Source organism: Listeria swaminathanii (assembly GCF_014229645.1).
In the GTDB taxonomy this organism is placed as follows: Bacteria; Bacillota; Bacilli; order Lactobacillales; family Listeriaceae; genus Listeria; species Listeria swaminathanii.
Genome location: NZ_JAATOD010000003.1, coordinates 221280 through 239168 on the forward strand (window position 1 = coordinate 221280; position 17889 = coordinate 239168).

The following is a 17889-nucleotide window of genomic DNA, read 5'->3' on the forward strand; positions in this document are numbered from 1 at the left end:
TCTTTTTTTAGGAGGGATTTAAGTGGTGGTTTATAAAGATTCGGTTAATGAAATGTGGCAAAAATATCGAGCGGAGAACCCGACGATTTCTAATAAATTTGAAGCTTGGGCATTTGGTAATTCTGCACGGATGGCTAATGAACTGGGTGAACTTGTGATGAACGGGATAAAAACGGGGACTAGTAGCCTATTTTATTGGTATGACCAGGGCGGGGAAACGATGCCATCAGTTGGTTCACATGTCGTTCTTTTAGATGGTGACGACGAAGCGATGGGGATTATTAAACTAGTTGGTGTAACGATTATGCCGTTTAATGAAGTCCCAGAAACATTTGCTTATTTAGAAGGAGAAGGGGATCGGACGCTGGAATATTGGCGGAAAGTACATACTTCTTTTTTTACGAATGAATGTGTGGAGCTGGGTATTTCGTTTGAAGAAGATGCTCTAGTGGTTTGCGAAGAATTTGAAGTTGTATTTAAATAGAATGTTTCACGTGAAACAAAAAAAGAGCCATATACAGAGGGCTCTTTTTTTTTAGATATTTTTTGGCAAACGGAATATCAGCAAGAAACAAACAATAAGGAGAGCAATATTTACATACATACTCATTTGTAAGCTGTCTGAAAAGGCACTTGCTTTAGAAGTCGCAGCTGTATTTCCTAATGTGCGGAAAAATACCGATCCGACAACAGCGATACCAAAAGATGACCCGATTCGCTGCGCTGTATTAAACATACCACTTGCTCCGCCGCGTTCTATCCCATGAACGGTGGAAAGTGTGAAGCTGTTTAAAGGGGCAATAATCAAACCGCTGCCAATACCTGCAATAAACAGCGGAAGGAAGAGCAACCAAGCAGAAAAAGTACCATCATGGAGATGGAAAACAATAGAAACGGTTCCAAGACCAACAATAACTAGGGCTACACCGAGCATTAAAAGCTTCCTGCCAAGTAAGGGAATGAGACGATAACTATTCGAAGCAGCAAGGACACTACCTAATGCAAATGGGCTAATAGCTAGTCCAGATAGAATGGCGGAACGATTGAAACCAGTTTGCCAAGTTAGTGATAAAACAAAGAAAATACTCGTAAATGCAGCAAAGTAAACGAGTGATAAGAGCATTCCTGAAACAAATTGGTTGTTTTTAAGTAAGTTGGGAGCGATTAATGGTTGATTGCCTTTCTTTTCTTGATAGACGCTCCATTTGTAGAGAATAATAAAAAGAGGAATAGATAATCCCATTAAAAGATAATCGATTGGCTTGAAATCATTTGCGCCATTTGAAATAAGTGGGAAGAGTAATAGTAAAAGTGCAATTGTCAGCATACCAACTCCGGGTAAATCGAAGCTGATTTTTTTTGTGGAGACAGTTCTTTTTGGAAGATAGAGCACGGCGAGAACGAGAGTGACTAAAACGAAAGGCACATTCACGAAGAAAACAGCACGCCAGCCATTTGTAGCACCAAAAAGTTCAATTAAAAGTCCACCAGTAAGCGGTCCAATGGCGGTTCCAACACCAATAACTGAACCAAGGATACCAAAGATTTTCCCAAGACTTTTTCCAGAATACATATCCATAATTGTCGCATTAATTTGCGGGAAAAACAGTCCGGCGGCAAGTCCTTGTATTACCCGGGAAATAATTAAACTATTTTCTGAATCAGCAAAGCCAGCTGTTACGCTCATAATCAAAAATAGTGAAATCCCAATAATATAGATATTTTTCCTGCCAAATTTATCACCGAGGCGGCCGGCTAAAATAAGTACAATTCCAAAAGCAAGTGCATAGCCTGAAATGACCCACTCAATTGTTTCGCTTGTAGCATGAAGTGCGGTCGTAATATCTGGTAGAGCAACATTAACAATGGTCGTATCCAGTAATGAAATAAAGGCTCCAAGCATAATTGAAATAAGTGCTAAATTCTTACGTTTATCAGTTTGTTCCATAAATCATTCTCCTTTTTGAAGCTTTTCGGGATAGTTTTCATTATAAACCTAAAGAATAAAAACTCCTAAGAATAAAGGAACTGTTAATGTTTCACGTGAAACATTTTACTTTGCGAGTTAGATTTGATAAGCTTTTTTTATTAAATTGGCGGGGGTTAACTTATGGAAAATCGTAAACAAATGATAAAAACGGAACGGCTTTTTTTAAGTGAAATGACATTAGCTGATACGGAGATTTTATTCGGTTATTGGTCAGATGATTCGGTTACTAGATATATGAATATTGAGCCTTTCCAAAGTTTACAACCAGTGGAAGAAATGATTCGGATGTTGAGACAATTGGAAATCGAAGGAAAAGCGCTCAGATGTGTCATTATTTTGCAGGCAACTGGAGAAATCATTGGGACATGTGGCTTTAATTATATTGACCATGAAAACCAGCGGGCAGAAATTGCGTATGATCTAGGTACGCGTTTTTGGAAACGAGGTTATGCGACGGAAGCTGTGAAAGCATTGATAGAATGGGGAAAAGAATCGTTTGAACTGCACCGAATTGAAGCAAAAGTAGACCCGAGAAATACAGCTTCTATAGCATTATTGGAAAAGCTTGGTTTTTCAGAGGAGGGTTTACTTCGAGATTATGAAAAAATAGGCGAGGTATACCAAGATGTGAAATTGTTCTCGTGGATAGAGGGGAATTAGTAGCAATTGTGTCTAATTTTTTACTAAATAGTGTAGATAAACCGAAAGTTACGATATCATAAAGATTTTGCCTTGTTTGTTCTATTTACTTATTGCTAAAATGGGGGTATCTAAAAAAATTTAAGGAGATTTCCCAATGACAAAAGAATATTATTTTATAAAACCTGAATTAAGCTCTCCTGAAACAAAGCAAGAAAACATTGCTTCTTGGTTAAATACACAAGATAAAGCTTTTTATGATGCACAAATCGCGCAAGAACGTGATTATTGTTTCTGGTGTAATCTTGTAGAAACAGCTAAGCCGAATTCTCGCACGAGTTATACTTCGATGGCTTATACGTTAAATGAGCCGAATATGCTTAACTCTGCTGGGAAAACTAGCTTTATTTTATCTGAAGAAGAAGTATTGTATATTCACACTCTATCCGTTGTTCGTGATGGAAAAGTGATTGATAAATTAGACGATATTAATGTAAAAGTGTTGGATTATGTTCGTGATGAAAATCAAGCGAGCTTTAACGACGAGAAAAAGGTAACCGTACTTATTCGCGACTTGCATTTAAATGATATTTTCGTCATTGAAACTTCTATTGAGCGCAAATATGAGGAAAGCAGCATTCGTAATCAATTTTTCCGCTGGATTTATTCGGCTCCAAACTCTTACTGGGCTTATGGGAAATATCGTTTTGAATTGAAAAATGAAACAGAGAAGAAATTAGAAACGAACTTCCATTATTTCCGAGACGAAGCGGGAGCAATTTTAGAAAAAGACAAAGTGATGGTTCCGCATAGCGAATCTTATACAATTGAAAAAGAAAATTATATTGGTGAGGACGCGAAAGAACTTGAACTTACGCCATTCATTGATTTTGTGACGGAGCAGACATATCCGGAAATCACCAAAACAATCAGCGACATTTATCAAAAATTCTATCAAGTAGAGCTTGCTGGATTTGCGGCTGATTTAGTGGCTGAGTTAGATGCGTTACCGTCTTTAGACCACAAAATTAAGCATGCCATCGATTTTGTTCAAAAAGAAGTATACTATTTATACAATGAAACAGAAATGGATGGACATGAGCCGCAAGCTGCTGAAGTTACTTTTAAAACGAAACAAGGGGACTGCAAAGCGAAAACAGTTCTTTTGAAAGTGATTTTAGATTATTTAGGAGTGGATTCAGAGCTTATCCTAGTTAATTATGGTAGTGATGTATTCTTGCCAGTTTATACACCGTCACCGTTCAACTTTAACCATGCGATTTTAAAAATAACACATGAAGGTCAAGTTTACTTTGTTGATGCGACAATGAGTAATGACCAAGGATTTTTAGCTAATCGTCAAAAAAATAGCTTTATGTATTATTTAGAAATTAAAGCTGGCACGGAATTACAAAAACAGGAACCATTTGAAGATGAAGAGCCCGCTGCGGAAGAAAATTTCCGTTGTGATGTGAAAGGAAATGTGGCTGAGGTTATCTTTGAAAGAAAGTTACGCGGAGGAATGGCGAACGGATCACGTGATATGTTTAAAAATGAGTCTAATAAAGAGATTCTTAGCCGTTACAATTATACAACATATAAGTGTATGACATTGTATAAAAACTTTGAAGAGAATGAAATTGAGCAGCATTTTACTAATGCTTCTGTTCAAATAGTTGAAGATAATAAGGATTTAAATGAGCTTTCGGTAGTGTATAAAGCGACTATTACGGATCCATATGAAGTTGAAAAGAAAAAACGTTATTTACACTTCTGGAACTATGGCAACTTTATCGATGATGGTGCGGATAAGCATTTCCATAAGGATTACCCATTTTGGATTGATCGTAATGTTATCAAAACAGAGATTCATTTGACGACAGATCATGCTATCGATCAGCAAGATTCTTATACACGCCAAGAATGTGATATCAAGTCTAAGTACTTGAAACATCGTGTGACGAAGAAAATTCACAAAAACGGTGCTTCTTGTTATATCGAGTATCGTCCATATCACAACCTTGCTATTAAAGGGAAAGATTTGGAAGAATATGTTAAAGCTAATAAACAAGTACTTGATAGTAACTGGGGTATCGGCATTGATATCATTGAAGATGGATTGTTTAAGAAATTAGGTAAGTTATTTAAATAAAGTCAAAAAAAGCATCTCTTACAAAAGAGATGCTTTTTCTATAAATGGTCCTGACTGGTCTCGAACCAGCGACCCCCACCATGTCAAGGTGATACTCTCCCAACTGAGCTACAGGACCAAAAAGGAATTCAGAAAACAAGCTTAGGCGTTTATTTTCTGAATGGATTCGCGTTCAATCATTTCGGTTTTGATAATGGTAGTTTTTGGTACGTTTTTGTCTTGATGGATTAGGCGGAATAATAGGTTGGTTGCTTTTTTGCCTAGTTTATTAATGGGAATATCGATAGACGTAAGTGGTGGTGATAGGAAAGATGACGCTACTTTATCATTATAGCCGATGACGGAAAAATCTGTTGGGATTTGTAAGTTTTTATCGGCTGCCATTTTGTAAATGCTAAGAACTTTTAGGTCGTCGGTTGCGAAAACAGCAGTTGGTTTATCAGGGCCTTCCATTAGTCGTAGTGCGGCTTTGTAACTATCTTCTATGCTATAACCGCTATCTATAATCCAGTCATTACGTAGGTCTAATTGGTGGTCAAACAGGCAGCTACGGAAACCGGCAAGCCGATCAATCGACACGTGATAATCGAGTGGAGCATGGATACAAGCAATTTTTTGATGGCCTTGCTTGATTAAATGTTTTGTTAGAGCATAACTGTCGCCAAAATTGTCTGTGTCGACAGAGTAGATGTTTTTGTAATGTCCTTCTACTTTTCCAGTAACAACGATGGGGATGTTATAGGGATCTAATTGATGGAAAAAGTCTTCATCAGCGGGAGAACTTAGCATGATAATACCTTTAATCATTTTTTCTTGGATTTTGGAGAGGCATTTTTTAAGTTCGTCTTCGCTGTTTTTGGCTGTTTGAAGGATTAGGTCAAAATTTTCCAACTCAGCTTGAGTGGAAATCGATTGAATTATTTCGGAAAAAAATGGATTTCCGGTTGTGGTTGTAGTAGAGCGATTTGAGATAACCATAATAGCATCAAAACCCGAAGAAGTAAGTGCGCGTGCTAGTTTGCTTGGTTGATAGTTTAGTTCATCAATTGCTTCTAGTACTTTTTTTCGTGATTCTTCGGAGATGTTTGCTTGGTTGTTTAGTACTCTGGATACCGTTGATTTTGAAACTCCCGCGTGTTTTGCTATGTCATATATGGTTGATGCCAAGGTAATCTTCCTTTCTCTCTATTGTTTCCGGTATCGGTTCCGGTCATTATCATCCATGTTTATATTACTCAATTTTTCGCGAAATGTCCAACTAGATGTTACGAATGTGTAGAAACTCAACTCTAGCAACATGTTAGAAAAAACATTTGAAATTGTGTTTGACAGAAAGCGCTTTCCATACTATAATTCTTTTTGTGGGAGCGCTCCCGGTTAGGAGGTAAATGATGACGAATTTAAGAAAACGACTTTCGCGGTTATATAGCGAAGAGGTAGTGGACAGTTTGGCAGCAAGAATCGAAGCACGGGTACAGCAAACGCAGCAACGAAAGTTAACACGAAAAGATAAGTGGGACGAGAAAGATATTGTTTTAATTACATATGGGGACCAGTTTAAAGAGGAATCCCAAAAAACGTTAACAACTTTTAAGAAAATGTATGATAGTTATTTAAAATCGACTTTTGAGGTAGTTCATTTTTTACCTTTTTATCCTTATTCGTCGGATGATGGGTTTTCGGTCATTGATTATAAAGCGGTGAATCCGGAGCTTGGTGATTGGGCGGATATTAAGGAAATGGAACAGTCGGCGCGGTTGATGTTTGATTTTGTTTGTAATCATATGTCGGCGAAAAGTGATTGGTTTAAGCGATATTTGGCGGGTGATGAGGAGTTTCAGAATTTCTTTGTGGAGATGGATCCAGAAACAGACCTTAGTTCGGTAACAAGGCCACGTGCGACACCTGTACTTACGCCATTTAAATTTGAGTCGGGTAAAGTTGGGCATATTTGGACGACTTTTAGTGAGGATCAAATTGATTTGAACTTTGCTTGTCCGGAAGTGCTTTATAAGATGATTGATGTCTTGATGTTCTATTTAGAAGAAGGCGCGGAATATGTGCGACTTGATGCGGTTGGATTTATGTGGAAAGTGCCGGGAACGAGCTCGATTCATTTGGAAGAGACGCATGAAATCGTGAAATTATTTAGAGATTTAGTAGATATTGCAGCACCGGGGACGATTATTATAACCGAAACGAATGTGCCACATGTTGATAATATTAGCTATTTTGGAAATGGTGAAAAAGAAGCGCATATGGTTTATCAATTTCCGCTTCCGCCACTTGTGCTCCATGCGATACATCATGGCAATGCGGCGTTCCTCCGTAATTGGGCGAAACATTTAGAGCTACCAGCAGGCAAGCGCACATTCTTCAATTTCCTTGCTTCACATGACGGGATTGGGTTAAATCCAGTGCGCGGCATTATTCCCGAAGCTGAAATTTTGGCGCTAGTGGATGATTTGGAGAAGGAAGGTGCGCTCGTTTCATACAAGCAAAATCCAGATGGTTCTAAGAGTCCTTATGAAATTAACGTGACTTATATGGATGCGTTAAGTAAACAAGCGGATACAGATGATTTGCGACTTGCAAGATTTCTTGTGGCTCATGCGGTACTGATGTCGATTCCAGGCGTTCCAGCTGTTTATGTTCAAAGTATTTTAGGAAGCCGCAATGATTATTTAGGTGTAGAGGCAACAAGCCACAATCGTTCTATTAATCGAAAAAAATACGACTTGGCGGAAATTACAGCTGAGTTGGAACAAGCTGGCTCCTTGCGAAAAGAAACATATGATGCGCTAACGAAATTGATTAGCACACGAAAAACGGAATCACTTTTCCATCCAGAAATCCCGATGGAAGTTTTAGAATCTACGGCGGAATTGTTTGTTGTTAAACGTGTATCCGGCGCGGAATCGATTATATTGATTCATAATTTATCAGAAAAAGAAGTGAGTTATTCACTAGACAGCGGTGTTTATACAAATCTTTATACGGGCTCCACGGTAACTGGGAGCGATTCCATAAAGCTTAGTGGCTATGAATTCTGCTGGCTAAAAACCAAAAATTACAGGGAGGAACAAAAATGAAGAAAAAGAGTCTTGTATTACTTGTTGTTGTGTTGGTTCTAAGTGCGGTCTTAGCTGCATGTGGAGGAAAAGGTTCTAGTAGTGAGGAAGTAACAATCGAATTTATGCATTCATCCGTTGAAAAAGAACGTTTAGATGTGATTAATCAATTAATTGCTGATTTTGAAAAAGAAAATCCAACAATTAAAATCAAACAAATTCCAGTTGAGGAAGATGCTTTTAATACAAAAGTTGTAACACTTGCTCGTTCTGGTAAACTTCCAGCTGTTATGGAAGTAAGCCAAGATTTTGCCAAAGTAATGGATAAAGATCAGCTGATTGACCAAGATGCAGTAAAAGAAGTTATCGACTCTGTTGGAGAAGATAAATACTACGAAGGCGCAACAAACTTAGTACGTTCTGAAGACGGTAAAAGCTATATCGCAGCACCATTAAGTGGTTGGGTTCAAGGTATTTGGTATAACAAAAAAGCGTTAGCCGATGCTGGTTTTGAAGAACCGAAAAACTGGGCAGATATTGAAAAGGTAGCGAAAAAATTCACGAATAAAGCAGATAAAAAATACGGTATTGCTATTCCAACAGCTGAAAGCACAATGAGTGAGCAAGCATTCTCGCAATTTGCGCTTTCTAATAAAGCTAATGTTTTAGATGAAAAAGGTAATGTAACGATTGATACACCAGAAATGAAAGAAGCGCTTCAATATTACAAAGATTTGTCAGCATACACGATGCCGGGTTCGAATGACGTAACTGAAATTAAAGATGCGTTTATGAATGGAACAGTTCCAATGGCAATGTACTCTACGTATATCCTTCCATCCGTTTATGAAGAAGGCGATCCAAAAAACATCGGTTTCGCCATTCCAGAAGAAAAAGAAAAAGCAGTTTATGGAACAGTTTCTGGTTTAACTATCTCTGCAGGTCTTGATGACGAACAAAAGAAAGCAACGAAGAAATTTGTTGAATACTTGTCTCAACCGAAAAACATGGCAACTTGGGTATTAATGTCTCCAGGTGGCGCGCAACCAGTAAATAAAGAAGTAGTAGAACAAAAAGCTTACAAAGAAAATGAAGTAATTAAATCGTTTGGTGATCTTCCAAATGAAATCGCAGCATCATTCAATGACATCCAAGTTTTCGGACTTGTTGACGGTAAAAACCTTACAAAAATGGGTGATATTACTAGCTCAGGAATCCTCGCGCAAATGGTTAATAACGTAACTGTTGGCGGTGGCGATGTATCAGCGGATTTAAAAGCTGCACAGAAAAAAGCCGAAGAAGGTAAATAATCAAATAGCGGGGAGTTGAGTCTCCCCGTCTTTTTTTAACAGTATAGTACGTCGCTTTTTGATTTAAGGAGGCATTATGAAAACAAAAGTATATAAAAGGTCCGACTTTAAGTTAGCAATGATTTTACTTGCGCCAAGTTTTGTTTTACTGGCAGCACTTGTTTTATATCCGATGATTTCAAATATCCAGATTAGTTTTTTAGATATGCCTTTAAACCCGAATATTAAATCGATTTTTATTGGTTTTCAAAACTATATAGATATTTTGAAGGATCCAGAGTTTTATAAGTCGTTAGGTCTTACAGTGGCTTATACGGGGCTGGTAGTAGTTGGAAGTACTGGGATGGGACTACTTGTGGCGATATTCTTTAACCGCGAATTTCGTTTTAGAAGAACGGCTCGGTCGCTTATTATTTTGTCATATGTAACACCATCTATTTCTCTTATTTTTGCATGGAAATATATGTTTAATAATGGATATGGTGTAATTAATTTTATGACAGTGGATGTGCTTCATATGTTCAAAGAAGCGCCACTATGGTTTGATAATCCAGTTTCTAGTTTCTTTTTAGTAACATTTTTTGCGATATGGCGTTATTTTCCGTATGCATTTATTTCGTTTTTGGCGATTTTGCAGACGGTCGATAAGTCGCTTTATGAGGCGGCTGATATGGACGGAGCGAACATTTGGGATAAATTCAAAATTGTTACTTTGCCAGCGATTATGCCGGTTCTTGCGACAGTTATTACGCTTCGTGCGATTTGGATGTTCTATATGTTCACCGATGTATACTTACTCACGAATAAAGTAAACATTCTTGGGGTTTATTTATATAAAACAGCATTCGCATTCAATGATTTAGGAAAAGCAGCAGCGATTTCTGTGATATTATTTGTCATTATTTTTGTTGTTATTATTTTTGCAAGAAAGCGGGTGGATTTGAATGGCGGTAAGTAGTAAAAAGTCAAAAAGAACGAAGAAAATCGCGTTTTATACGACGATGGTTGTGTTTTTATGCATGACGTTGTTCCCATTTGCGATTATGTTAATGACTTCATTCAAGAGTAGCAAAGAAGCCATTTCCACGAATCCAACATTTTTCCCGAAAGAATTCACTTTCCAGCATTATATTGATATTTTTAATCCAGATATTTTTCCGTTTTTAACGTACTTTAAAAATAGCTTGGTTGTTTCGATTTTTGCGGCCGGAATTGCGGTTGTTTTAGGGATTTTAGGCGCTTATGCGTTGTCGAAATTACGCTTTAAAGGGCGAATGACGATTAATGCAAGTTTTTACACGGTTTATATGTTCTCAGGAATTTTGCTAATCGTTCCGTTGTTCAAAATAATTTCGAGTTTGGGATTGTATGATACGGAAACAGCTTTAATTATCACGATGGTTGTACAAACACTACCAACCGCGGTATTTATGCTAAAAAGTTATTTCGACACGATTCCAACTGATATTGAAGAAGCCGCAATGATGGACGGGCTGAATCGCTTCCAGATTATTTTACGAATTATCGTTCCGCTTGCGATTTCGGGTATTGTTTCTGTGTTTGTATATTGTTTCATGGTAGCTTGGAATGATTATCTGTTTGCTTCGATTTTCCTATCTAGCTCAGAGAAATTCACGTTACCGATTGGCTTGAATACATTATTTAGTACACCAGATTATATTTGGGGTAGAATGATGGCGGCATCGCTTGTAACGGCGCTTCCAGTCGTTATTATGTACGCAATTTCAGAACGATTTATCAAAGGAAACTTAACTGATGGTGGAGTTAAAGGATAAGAAAGGAAGTAATTTAAAATGAAAAAATTAGTAGCGACAGCGCCTCGTGTGGCGGCATTAGTAGAATATAATGATCGTGAAGTTTCAGAGGATGAAGTAAAAATTAAAGTACAATTTGCTTCTCCAAAACATGGTACAGAAGTAGTTGATTTTAGAGGAATTAGTCCTTTTATTGATGAAGAATTTTCACCAGAATGGAATCTATTTGTTTCACGTGAAACAAATAGTGCGCGAGGCATTGTGTTTGGCGAGTTTCAGCTAGGTAACATGGTCGTTGGTGAAGTTGTGGAATGTGGGAGCAAGGTGACGGAATATGCGCTTGGTGATATTGTTTGTTCTTATGGACCGATTATGGAAACAGTTATTGTAAAAGCTGTCGATAATTATAAATTACGTAAATTGCCAAAAGGAGCTAATTGGAAAAATGCGGTTTGCTATGATCCGGCTCAATTTGCAATGAGTGGCGTGCGTGATGCACATGTGCGTGCGGGTGATTACGTTGTTGTTGTCGGACTTGGCGCGATTGGTCAAATTGCGATTCAACTAGCGAAAAAAGCTGGCGCAAGTGTTGTTATTGGGGTCGATCCACTTAGTCATCGTCGTGAAATCGCTGAAAAACACGGTGCAGATGCTACTTTTGATCCGATTACTACCGATGTTGGCCTAGAAGTGAAACGTCTTACTGGTAAACTTGGTGCGGATTCTATTATTGAAACAAGCGGGAATGCGGCGGCACTTCAAGCTGCGTTGCGCGGAATTGCATACGGGGGAACGATTTCTTACGTAGCATTCGCAAAACCTTTCCCAGAAGGATTTAATCTTGGGCGTGAAGCTCATTTCAACAATGCGAAAATCGTCTTTTCCCGTGCGGCAAGTGAACCAAATCCGGATTATCCGCGTTGGGATCGTAAGCGTATCGAGGAAACTTGTTGGGAACTACTGATGAACGGCTACTTAGATTGCTCGGATATTATTGATCCAGTCGTTCCATTCGCTGATTCTGCTGAAAGTTACATGAAATACGTCGACCAACAACCTGATTTAAGTATTAAAATGGGGATTACCCTTTAAGGAGCGATAATAATGAAATTAGGCACACAAAACCAAGCATTTTTCCCAGAAAATATTGAAGAAAAATTTGCTTATGTAAAAGAAATGGGCTTTGAAGGTTTTGAAATTGATGGTAAGTTACTTGTGGAAAATTTGGATGAAGTAAAGAAGGCTATCGAAAAAACGGGGCTACCTGTTAGTACTGCATGTGGTGGTTATGATGGCTGGATTGGTGACTTCATTGAAGAACGCAGGCTGAATGGTTTGGAAGAAATTAAGGCGATTTTAGAAGCTTTAGCAGAAGTTGGCGGACAAGGAATTGTTGTTCCAGCGGCGTGGGGAATGTTCACGTATCGTCTTCCACCAATGGCTTCACCGCGCAGCCAAGCCGGAGATTTCAAAGCCGTGAGCGAGTCGTTAGTTTACTTGGATAAAATCGCTGGTGAGACTGGCACGAAAGTTTATCTTGAGCCGCTCAACCGATACCAAGATCACATGATTAATTTGTTGGGTGATGCGCAGAAATACATTGATGAAAACAACCTCAAAAATGTAGAAATTATCGCTGACTTTTATCATATGAACATTGAAGAAGATAGCATTCCAGCTGCACTTGAGGCGTATAAAGATTCGATTGGTCATATTCATGTTGCTGATAATCATCGCTATCAACCAGGAAGCGGCAGCCTTGATTTTAAAACAAGTTTTGATCAACTGAAAAAGAATGGTTACAACGGATTTTTAACTTTTGAATGTCGTGTTCGCAGTGGAAATCCTGAACAAGCTTATAAAGATGCATTAGCACATTTAAAAAGCTGTTTAATTTAAAATAGAAAATCCGTCCCAATTAAAGCGGACGGATTTTTCTAAAAGGAGTTTCGGATATGAAGAAAAGAGTTGCAATTATCGGTGCTGGACAGGTTGCTGAAAAGGTCCACGCTGCATATTATAAGACAAGAAATGAACTGGAGCTTGTCGCTGTTTGCGATCCAAGTATGGAACGTGGCGAAGAGTTCCGCGCGAACAATGGTTTCAAAAAGCATTATGCTACGGCAGAAGAGATGTTTGCGGCCGAGAAAATCGATATTGTGAGCATTTGTACGCCCAATCGGTTCCATTTTGACAATGTGATGCTGTCGCTGTCGCATGGTGCGGCCGTTATGTGTGAAAAGCCACCCGCAATGAGTGCTGCGGAAGCGAAAGCAATGTGGAAACTGGCGGAAGAGAAGGATGCGATTTTGGCATATGATTTTCATCATCGTTTTTCCAGTGAAGCACAATTTTTAAAGGGAAATTCGGCACTTTTAGGGGAGATTTATTGTGTGAAAGCTACTGCGCTTCGTCGTTCTGGTGTCCCTGGTTGGGGAACTTTTACGAATAAAGAAATGCAAGGTGGCGGTCCGCTGATTGATATGGGGATTCATATGCTCGATGCGGCGATGTTTGTTCTTGGTTTTCCAAAAGTGAAGAAAGTAACGGCAAAAAGTTTCCAAAAAATCGGGACGAAGAAAAGTGCTGGGACGTTTGGTTCATGGGATCCGGAAAAATATACCGTGGAAGATTCTTTATTTGGCTTTATTGAACTGGAAAACGGCGGATTAATCGAGCTGGATACTTCTTTTGCGTTACATATTAAACCGGAAAACATGCTAAATGTCGACTTTTTCGGTGATTTAGCTGGTGGGAGTTTATATCCTGCTGAAATTTATACAGATAATGCAGGTACGTTTGAGCTATTGGAGAGTCTTGGTCAACTGGACGAAAATAAACACGAAAACAGCATGAAAGCTTTTGTTGACAACGTTCTTGGTGATGAAAAAGTGGAGCTTGCCGGGGCAGAACAAGGTTATATCATCCAACAAATCGTTGAAAGCTTATACGAATCGGCAGAAAAAGGTGAGAGTGTTTCTTTATGAGGAAAATAATTGAGAAGGAATTTGCATTAAACTATCTAAATAAATATGGTAGCCAGATGACTGTGGGAAACGGCTATTTGGGCGTGCGCGGTGCTCTTGAAGAAGAGTATCCTGAGCAAGTTCGTGGTATGTATGTGGCAGGAATTTACAATCGTCCGAGTGGTTCGGTGAGTTCAGAACTAGTGAATTTGCCGGATGTGACGCGATTCCAAGTGACGCTTGATGGCGAAGTTTTTTCGATGCAAGCGGGAAAAGTCCACGCATACGAACGTTTTTTAGACATGGATACGGGAGAATTAGTGCGCAAAATTACGTGGGAAAGTAGCGCGGGTAAAAAATACCAACTGAATTTTCACCGATTTGTTTCTAAAGCAGTAAAACATGTTATCGCGGCTAAAGTGGAGATTACACCTTTAAACGACCGTATGAAAGTGAAAGTAAAGACAGGGATTGATGCGCAACAAACCAATTTTGGAACGCAGCAACTAGCGGAGTCGAGTTTGCGGATTTTTGATGAGGAATTGATGGTTGGCGAATACGAGACGATTGAGAGTAAACAGCGAATTACAGTAGCAACAAAAGTGAACGAAAAAGGGATTTTCACTGCGAAAAATCGGCAATTGATGACCGAAGTGGAGCAAGAAGTCGCTGTAAATGAAACGTTCACTTTGGAAAAAATAAGCATGGTTACATCTTCGCTGGATGAAGTGGACGTGGAATTTCCAAAAGTAAGCTACGCAGATTTGAAGACAGCTTCGGAAACTGTTTGGGCTGATTTTTGGGAGCATGCGGGTGTTCGTGTTGAGAGCATGAATGAGTTCGATCAGTTTGCGCTGGATTTTGCGTGCTATCATTTAGAAATTATGACGCCGAAAGATGATTTTCGCTGTAGTGTTGGTGCGAAAGGGCTGACCGGGGAAGGTTACAAGGGGCATATTTTTTGGGATACAGAAATTTTTATTATGCCATTTTTCCTTTATAATCAGCCGGGAATTGCCAAACAACTGCTGCAATATCGTTATCTTCATTTAAAAGAAGCGAAAGAAAAAGCAGTGAAAAACGGCTACAATGGGGCGCTTTATCCGTGGGAAAGTGCGTTTTCTGGAGAAGAAGAAACGCCAGAATTTGCAGCAATTAACATTCGGACTGGAACACGCCAAAAAGTAGCTTCGGCGATTTCGGAGCATCATTTAGTGGCGGACATTGCTTATGCGGTTTGTGAGTATGAAGCGGCGACGGGTGATGCGCAGTTCATGGCTGATTGTGGCGCGGAACTGCTCCTTGAAACAGCTGAATTTTGGATAAGCCGGGCAACTAATCGTAATGGTCGCTTGGAAATCCTTGATGTGATCGGGCCGGACGAATACACGGAGCATATCGATAATAATACTTATACGAATTACATGGCGCACTACAATGTGAAAAAGGCGCTTGAATGGAATAAAGATAATAAAGCTTTCGCGGCGCAAGCGGAAAAATTCCTTGAAAATCTATATTTACCTGTCGAAAACGAAGCGGGTTTAATCCCACAAGATGATACTTTCTTGCAAAAAGACTGGATAAATTTAGATAAATATAAGGCGGCACAAGGAACACAAGGGATTTTGCTAGATTATTCGCGTCAAGAAGTAAACGAATTACAAATTTTAAAACAAGCAGATTTAGTGATGTTATTTTATCTTTTTCCTAAGATGTTTGCACCGGAAGTCGTGAAGAAAAACCTAGATTATTATGAAAAACGAACGATTCATGATTCTTCTTTGAGTAAAGCAATCCATGCAATTGTGGAAAATCAAACTGGAAACCGTGCGCAAGCTTACCAATTTTTCCAAGAAGCGTGTTTAATTGATCTTGGAAGTGAACCTCATTCATCAGATGATGGGCTTCATGCGGCGTCACTCGGAGCAATTTGGTTGGCGGTAGTTTTTGGGTTTTCGGGCATTGATACTAGCGCGGAATTGCTGGAAATTGCGCCAAATTTACCGGACGCGTGGCAATCTGTTGCTTTTGAATTTGTTTGGCAAGGTGAAACAATCGCAGTGGAAATCGCGCCAAATACGTTGCAACTTTCAAAAAACACAAAAAGCGTGCTAGAATTAGTTATCTACGGAGAAAAACAGCAGCTAACGGATACATTAACCATTAATTTGGAACAGAAGGATGTGTCTTTATGAAAATTGTCATTGCACCGGATTCATTCAAAGAAAGTTTGACGGCGCGTGAGGTGGCAGAGTATATTAAAGAGGGCTTTCAAGAAGTTTATCCAGATGCAGATTATCACTTGCTTCCTGTCAGTGATGGTGGGGAAGGCACACTAGAGATTTTAAGCAATGCTTTAGGTGCGAAAAAAATGAAAATCGATGTGTCTGGCCCTTTTGGCGACCCAATTTCAGCGCAAGTTGCTTTTACAGATGGGAACAAAACTGCACTGATTGAAATGGCCGAGGTTTGCGGTTTACACTTAGTTCCGGCGAGTAAGCGCGATCCACTTCAAGTAAGCACAAAAGGTGTGGGCGAGCTAATTTTGCACGCGATAGAACAAGGTGCGACCGAGATTATCATTGGTATTGGTGGAAGCGCTTCAAATGACGGTGGAATTGGCATGGCTAGCGCGCTTGGCTATGAATTCTTCGATGCAGAAAATAATATCGTCAATCCAATTGGCGCTAATTTAGCGAAAATCGTTACGATTCGTTCTGAAAATGTAGCGGCTGAGCTAAAAAATATCACGGTGAATATTGTGACTGATGTTGAAAATCCGCTTTGTGGGGAATCTGGCGCATCGTATGTGTTTGGACCGCAAAAAGGATTGGTGGAAGCCGATTTAGCAAGTGCAGATGAAGCTATGCGCTGTTTTTATCAGTTAGCCAACCCAGCGATGGTTACAATGCCGCGAGCTGGCGCTGGAGGCGGGATTGGCGCAGGTCTTGTGACATTTGCGGAAGCTAATTTGTTATCGGGAATTGATTTTGTAATTGATGCACTCCAAATCAAAACCATTTGCGAAGATGCTGATTTAGTTATCGTTGGCGAAGGGAAAATGGACGGGCAAACCGCTCAAGGAAAGGCCCCTGTAGGCGTTGCAAAAGTAGTGCCGAAAGAAATACCGGTTTTCGCAATTTGTGGAAGTGTTGGTGAGGGCCTCGAAGCGGTTTATGAAGTCGGAATCAGCGCAGTATTTCCATCCATTGCCAAACCAGCAACTTTAGAAAACATACTTAAAGAAACACCAAATAATTTAAGAAGAACCGCGCGAAATGTTGCGGCAGTTTGGAGAGGACGAGTGGAATGACAACAGCATTAAAAGGAGTAGTTTTCGATTTAGATGGTGTCATCACAGATACAGCGCATTATCATTATCTAGCTTGGAAAAAAACAGCAGAAAGCATCGGAATTGAGTTCGATGAAGCATTTAATGAGAATTTAAAAGGAGTAAGTAGAATTGATTCGCTACTGTTAATTTTGAAGAAGGATGGTCGTGAAAATGACTTTACACAAGAGCAAATTGAGGCACTTGCGGCAGATAAAAATGAGTTCTATGTGAGCCTACTGAAAGAAATTACGCCAGCGGATGTTTTGCCAGGAATTAAAGAACTTATTGTGGCACTTAAAAAGCAAAATCTTAAATGCGCAATTGCATCTGTTTCCAAAAATGCTCGTACGGTGTTGAGCGCGTTAGAAATGGAACAGGAATTTGATTACATTGTCGATGCTGCTAAAATCACTAAATCTAAACCTGATCCTGAAATTTTTGTGGAGGCGTGCCGCGGTTTGAATTTAGACACATCAGAAGTAGTTGGGATTGAAGACGCTCAAGCTGGGATTGAAGCTATAAATGCAGCTGGAATTGTAAGCGTTGGTGTTGGTTCTGGACTTCGTGATGCAGACATGACGGTGAAAAATACTGGTTTGCTAGATTTACGCATTTTAGAGATATTACATAGCAAATAAAATGTTTCACGTGA

General features: G+C 39.3%; 15 protein-coding genes and 1 tRNA gene. 13 read left to right on the forward strand and 3 right to left on the reverse strand.

All coding sequences use genetic code 11. From position 1 onward, the window contains the following. The first annotated feature begins 22 nt into the window (after nucleotides 1-22). Nucleotides 23-484 (forward strand): ASCH domain-containing protein, encoded by a 462-nt coding sequence (locus HCX62_RS10825; RefSeq protein ID WP_185639059.1) that lies wholly within the window; start codon nucleotides 23-25, stop codon nucleotides 482-484. Between the two features lie 51 nt (nucleotides 485-535). On the opposite strand, the gene HCX62_RS10830 is transcribed toward HCX62_RS10825, so the two are convergent. Beyond that, on the reverse strand, nucleotides 536-1948 hold the full coding sequence (locus tag HCX62_RS10830; RefSeq protein WP_185639060.1) for an MFS transporter: 1413 nt from the start codon (nucleotides 1946-1948) through the stop codon (nucleotides 536-538). 162 nt (nucleotides 1949-2110) lie between these two features. Between HCX62_RS10830 and HCX62_RS10835 the strand changes: the two genes are divergently transcribed. Both HCX62_RS10835 and HCX62_RS10840 read left to right on the forward strand, forming a co-directional pair. Further along, nucleotides 2111-2650, forward strand: coding sequence for a GNAT family N-acetyltransferase (locus HCX62_RS10835; protein ID WP_185639061.1), 540 nt, complete (start codon nucleotides 2111-2113; stop codon nucleotides 2648-2650). A 136-nt stretch (nucleotides 2651-2786) separates the two neighbouring features. Beyond that, complete coding sequence (locus HCX62_RS10840; protein WP_185639062.1) at nucleotides 2787-4781, forward strand: DUF3857 domain-containing protein; 1995 nt, start codon at nucleotides 2787-2789, stop codon at nucleotides 4779-4781. Between the two features lie 45 nt (nucleotides 4782-4826). Here the strand turns inward: HCX62_RS10840 and HCX62_RS10845 are convergent. Both HCX62_RS10845 and HCX62_RS10850 read right to left on the reverse strand, forming a co-directional pair. After that, nucleotides 4827-4899 (reverse strand) — tRNA-Val (locus HCX62_RS10845). A gap of 23 nt (nucleotides 4900-4922) precedes the next feature. Further along, a complete protein-coding gene (locus HCX62_RS10850) occupies nucleotides 4923-5948 on the reverse strand; it encodes a LacI family DNA-binding transcriptional regulator (protein WP_185639063.1) in 1026 nt (341 codons plus the stop codon). Nucleotides 5949-6172: 224 nt separating this feature from the next. Here HCX62_RS10850 and HCX62_RS10855 point away from each other — a divergent pair, with 224 nt between their 5' ends. From HCX62_RS10855 to pgmB, 10 genes are all read left to right on the forward strand, one after another. Then, nucleotides 6173-7873, forward strand: a complete 1701-nt coding sequence (locus tag HCX62_RS10855; RefSeq protein ID WP_185639064.1) for a sugar phosphorylase — start codon at nucleotides 6173-6175, stop codon at nucleotides 7871-7873. Then, nucleotides 7870-9162 carry an ABC transporter substrate-binding protein gene (locus tag HCX62_RS10860; protein WP_185639065.1) on the forward strand — a complete coding sequence of 431 codons (1293 nt, stop codon included), beginning with the start codon at nucleotides 7870-7872 and terminating at the stop codon, nucleotides 9160-9162. The genes HCX62_RS10855 and HCX62_RS10860 overlap by 4 nt, the downstream gene beginning before the upstream one ends. Nucleotides 9163-9238: 76 nt before the next feature. Then, nucleotides 9239-10120 carry a carbohydrate ABC transporter permease gene (locus HCX62_RS10865; protein ID WP_185530055.1) on the forward strand — a complete coding sequence of 294 codons (882 nt, stop codon included), beginning with the start codon at nucleotides 9239-9241 and terminating at the stop codon, nucleotides 10118-10120. Beyond that, nucleotides 10107-10958, forward strand: a complete 852-nt coding sequence (locus HCX62_RS10870; RefSeq protein WP_003732160.1) for a carbohydrate ABC transporter permease — start codon at nucleotides 10107-10109, stop codon at nucleotides 10956-10958. The genes HCX62_RS10865 and HCX62_RS10870 overlap by 14 nt, the downstream gene beginning before the upstream one ends. Before the next feature lie 18 nt (nucleotides 10959-10976). Beyond that, complete coding sequence (locus HCX62_RS10875; protein WP_185504249.1) at nucleotides 10977-12029, forward strand: zinc-dependent alcohol dehydrogenase; 1053 nt, start codon at nucleotides 10977-10979, stop codon at nucleotides 12027-12029. 12 nt (nucleotides 12030-12041) lie between these two features. Continuing rightward, on the forward strand, nucleotides 12042-12836 hold the full coding sequence (locus tag HCX62_RS10880) for a sugar phosphate isomerase/epimerase family protein (RefSeq protein ID WP_185639066.1): 795 nt from the start codon (nucleotides 12042-12044) through the stop codon (nucleotides 12834-12836). A 56-nt stretch (nucleotides 12837-12892) separates the two neighbouring features. Further along, the gene (locus HCX62_RS10885; RefSeq protein WP_185639067.1) at nucleotides 12893-13924 is read left to right on the forward strand and encodes a Gfo/Idh/MocA family protein; all 1032 of its coding nucleotides are present in this window, start codon (nucleotides 12893-12895) and stop codon (nucleotides 13922-13924) included. Further along, nucleotides 13921-16098: a glycoside hydrolase family 65 protein gene (locus tag HCX62_RS10890; RefSeq protein WP_185639068.1), complete on the forward strand. Its 2178-nt coding sequence runs from the start codon at nucleotides 13921-13923 to the stop codon at nucleotides 16096-16098. The genes HCX62_RS10885 and HCX62_RS10890 overlap by 4 nt, the downstream gene beginning before the upstream one ends. After that, on the forward strand, nucleotides 16095-17216 hold the full coding sequence (locus HCX62_RS10895; RefSeq protein ID WP_185639069.1) for a glycerate kinase: 1122 nt from the start codon (nucleotides 16095-16097) through the stop codon (nucleotides 17214-17216). The genes HCX62_RS10890 and HCX62_RS10895 overlap by 4 nt, the downstream gene beginning before the upstream one ends. Next, complete coding sequence (gene pgmB, locus HCX62_RS10900) at nucleotides 17213-17875, forward strand: beta-phosphoglucomutase (protein ID WP_185639070.1); 663 nt, start codon at nucleotides 17213-17215, stop codon at nucleotides 17873-17875. The genes HCX62_RS10895 and pgmB overlap by 4 nt, the downstream gene beginning before the upstream one ends. The last annotated feature ends 14 nt before the right edge of the window (nucleotides 17876-17889 follow it).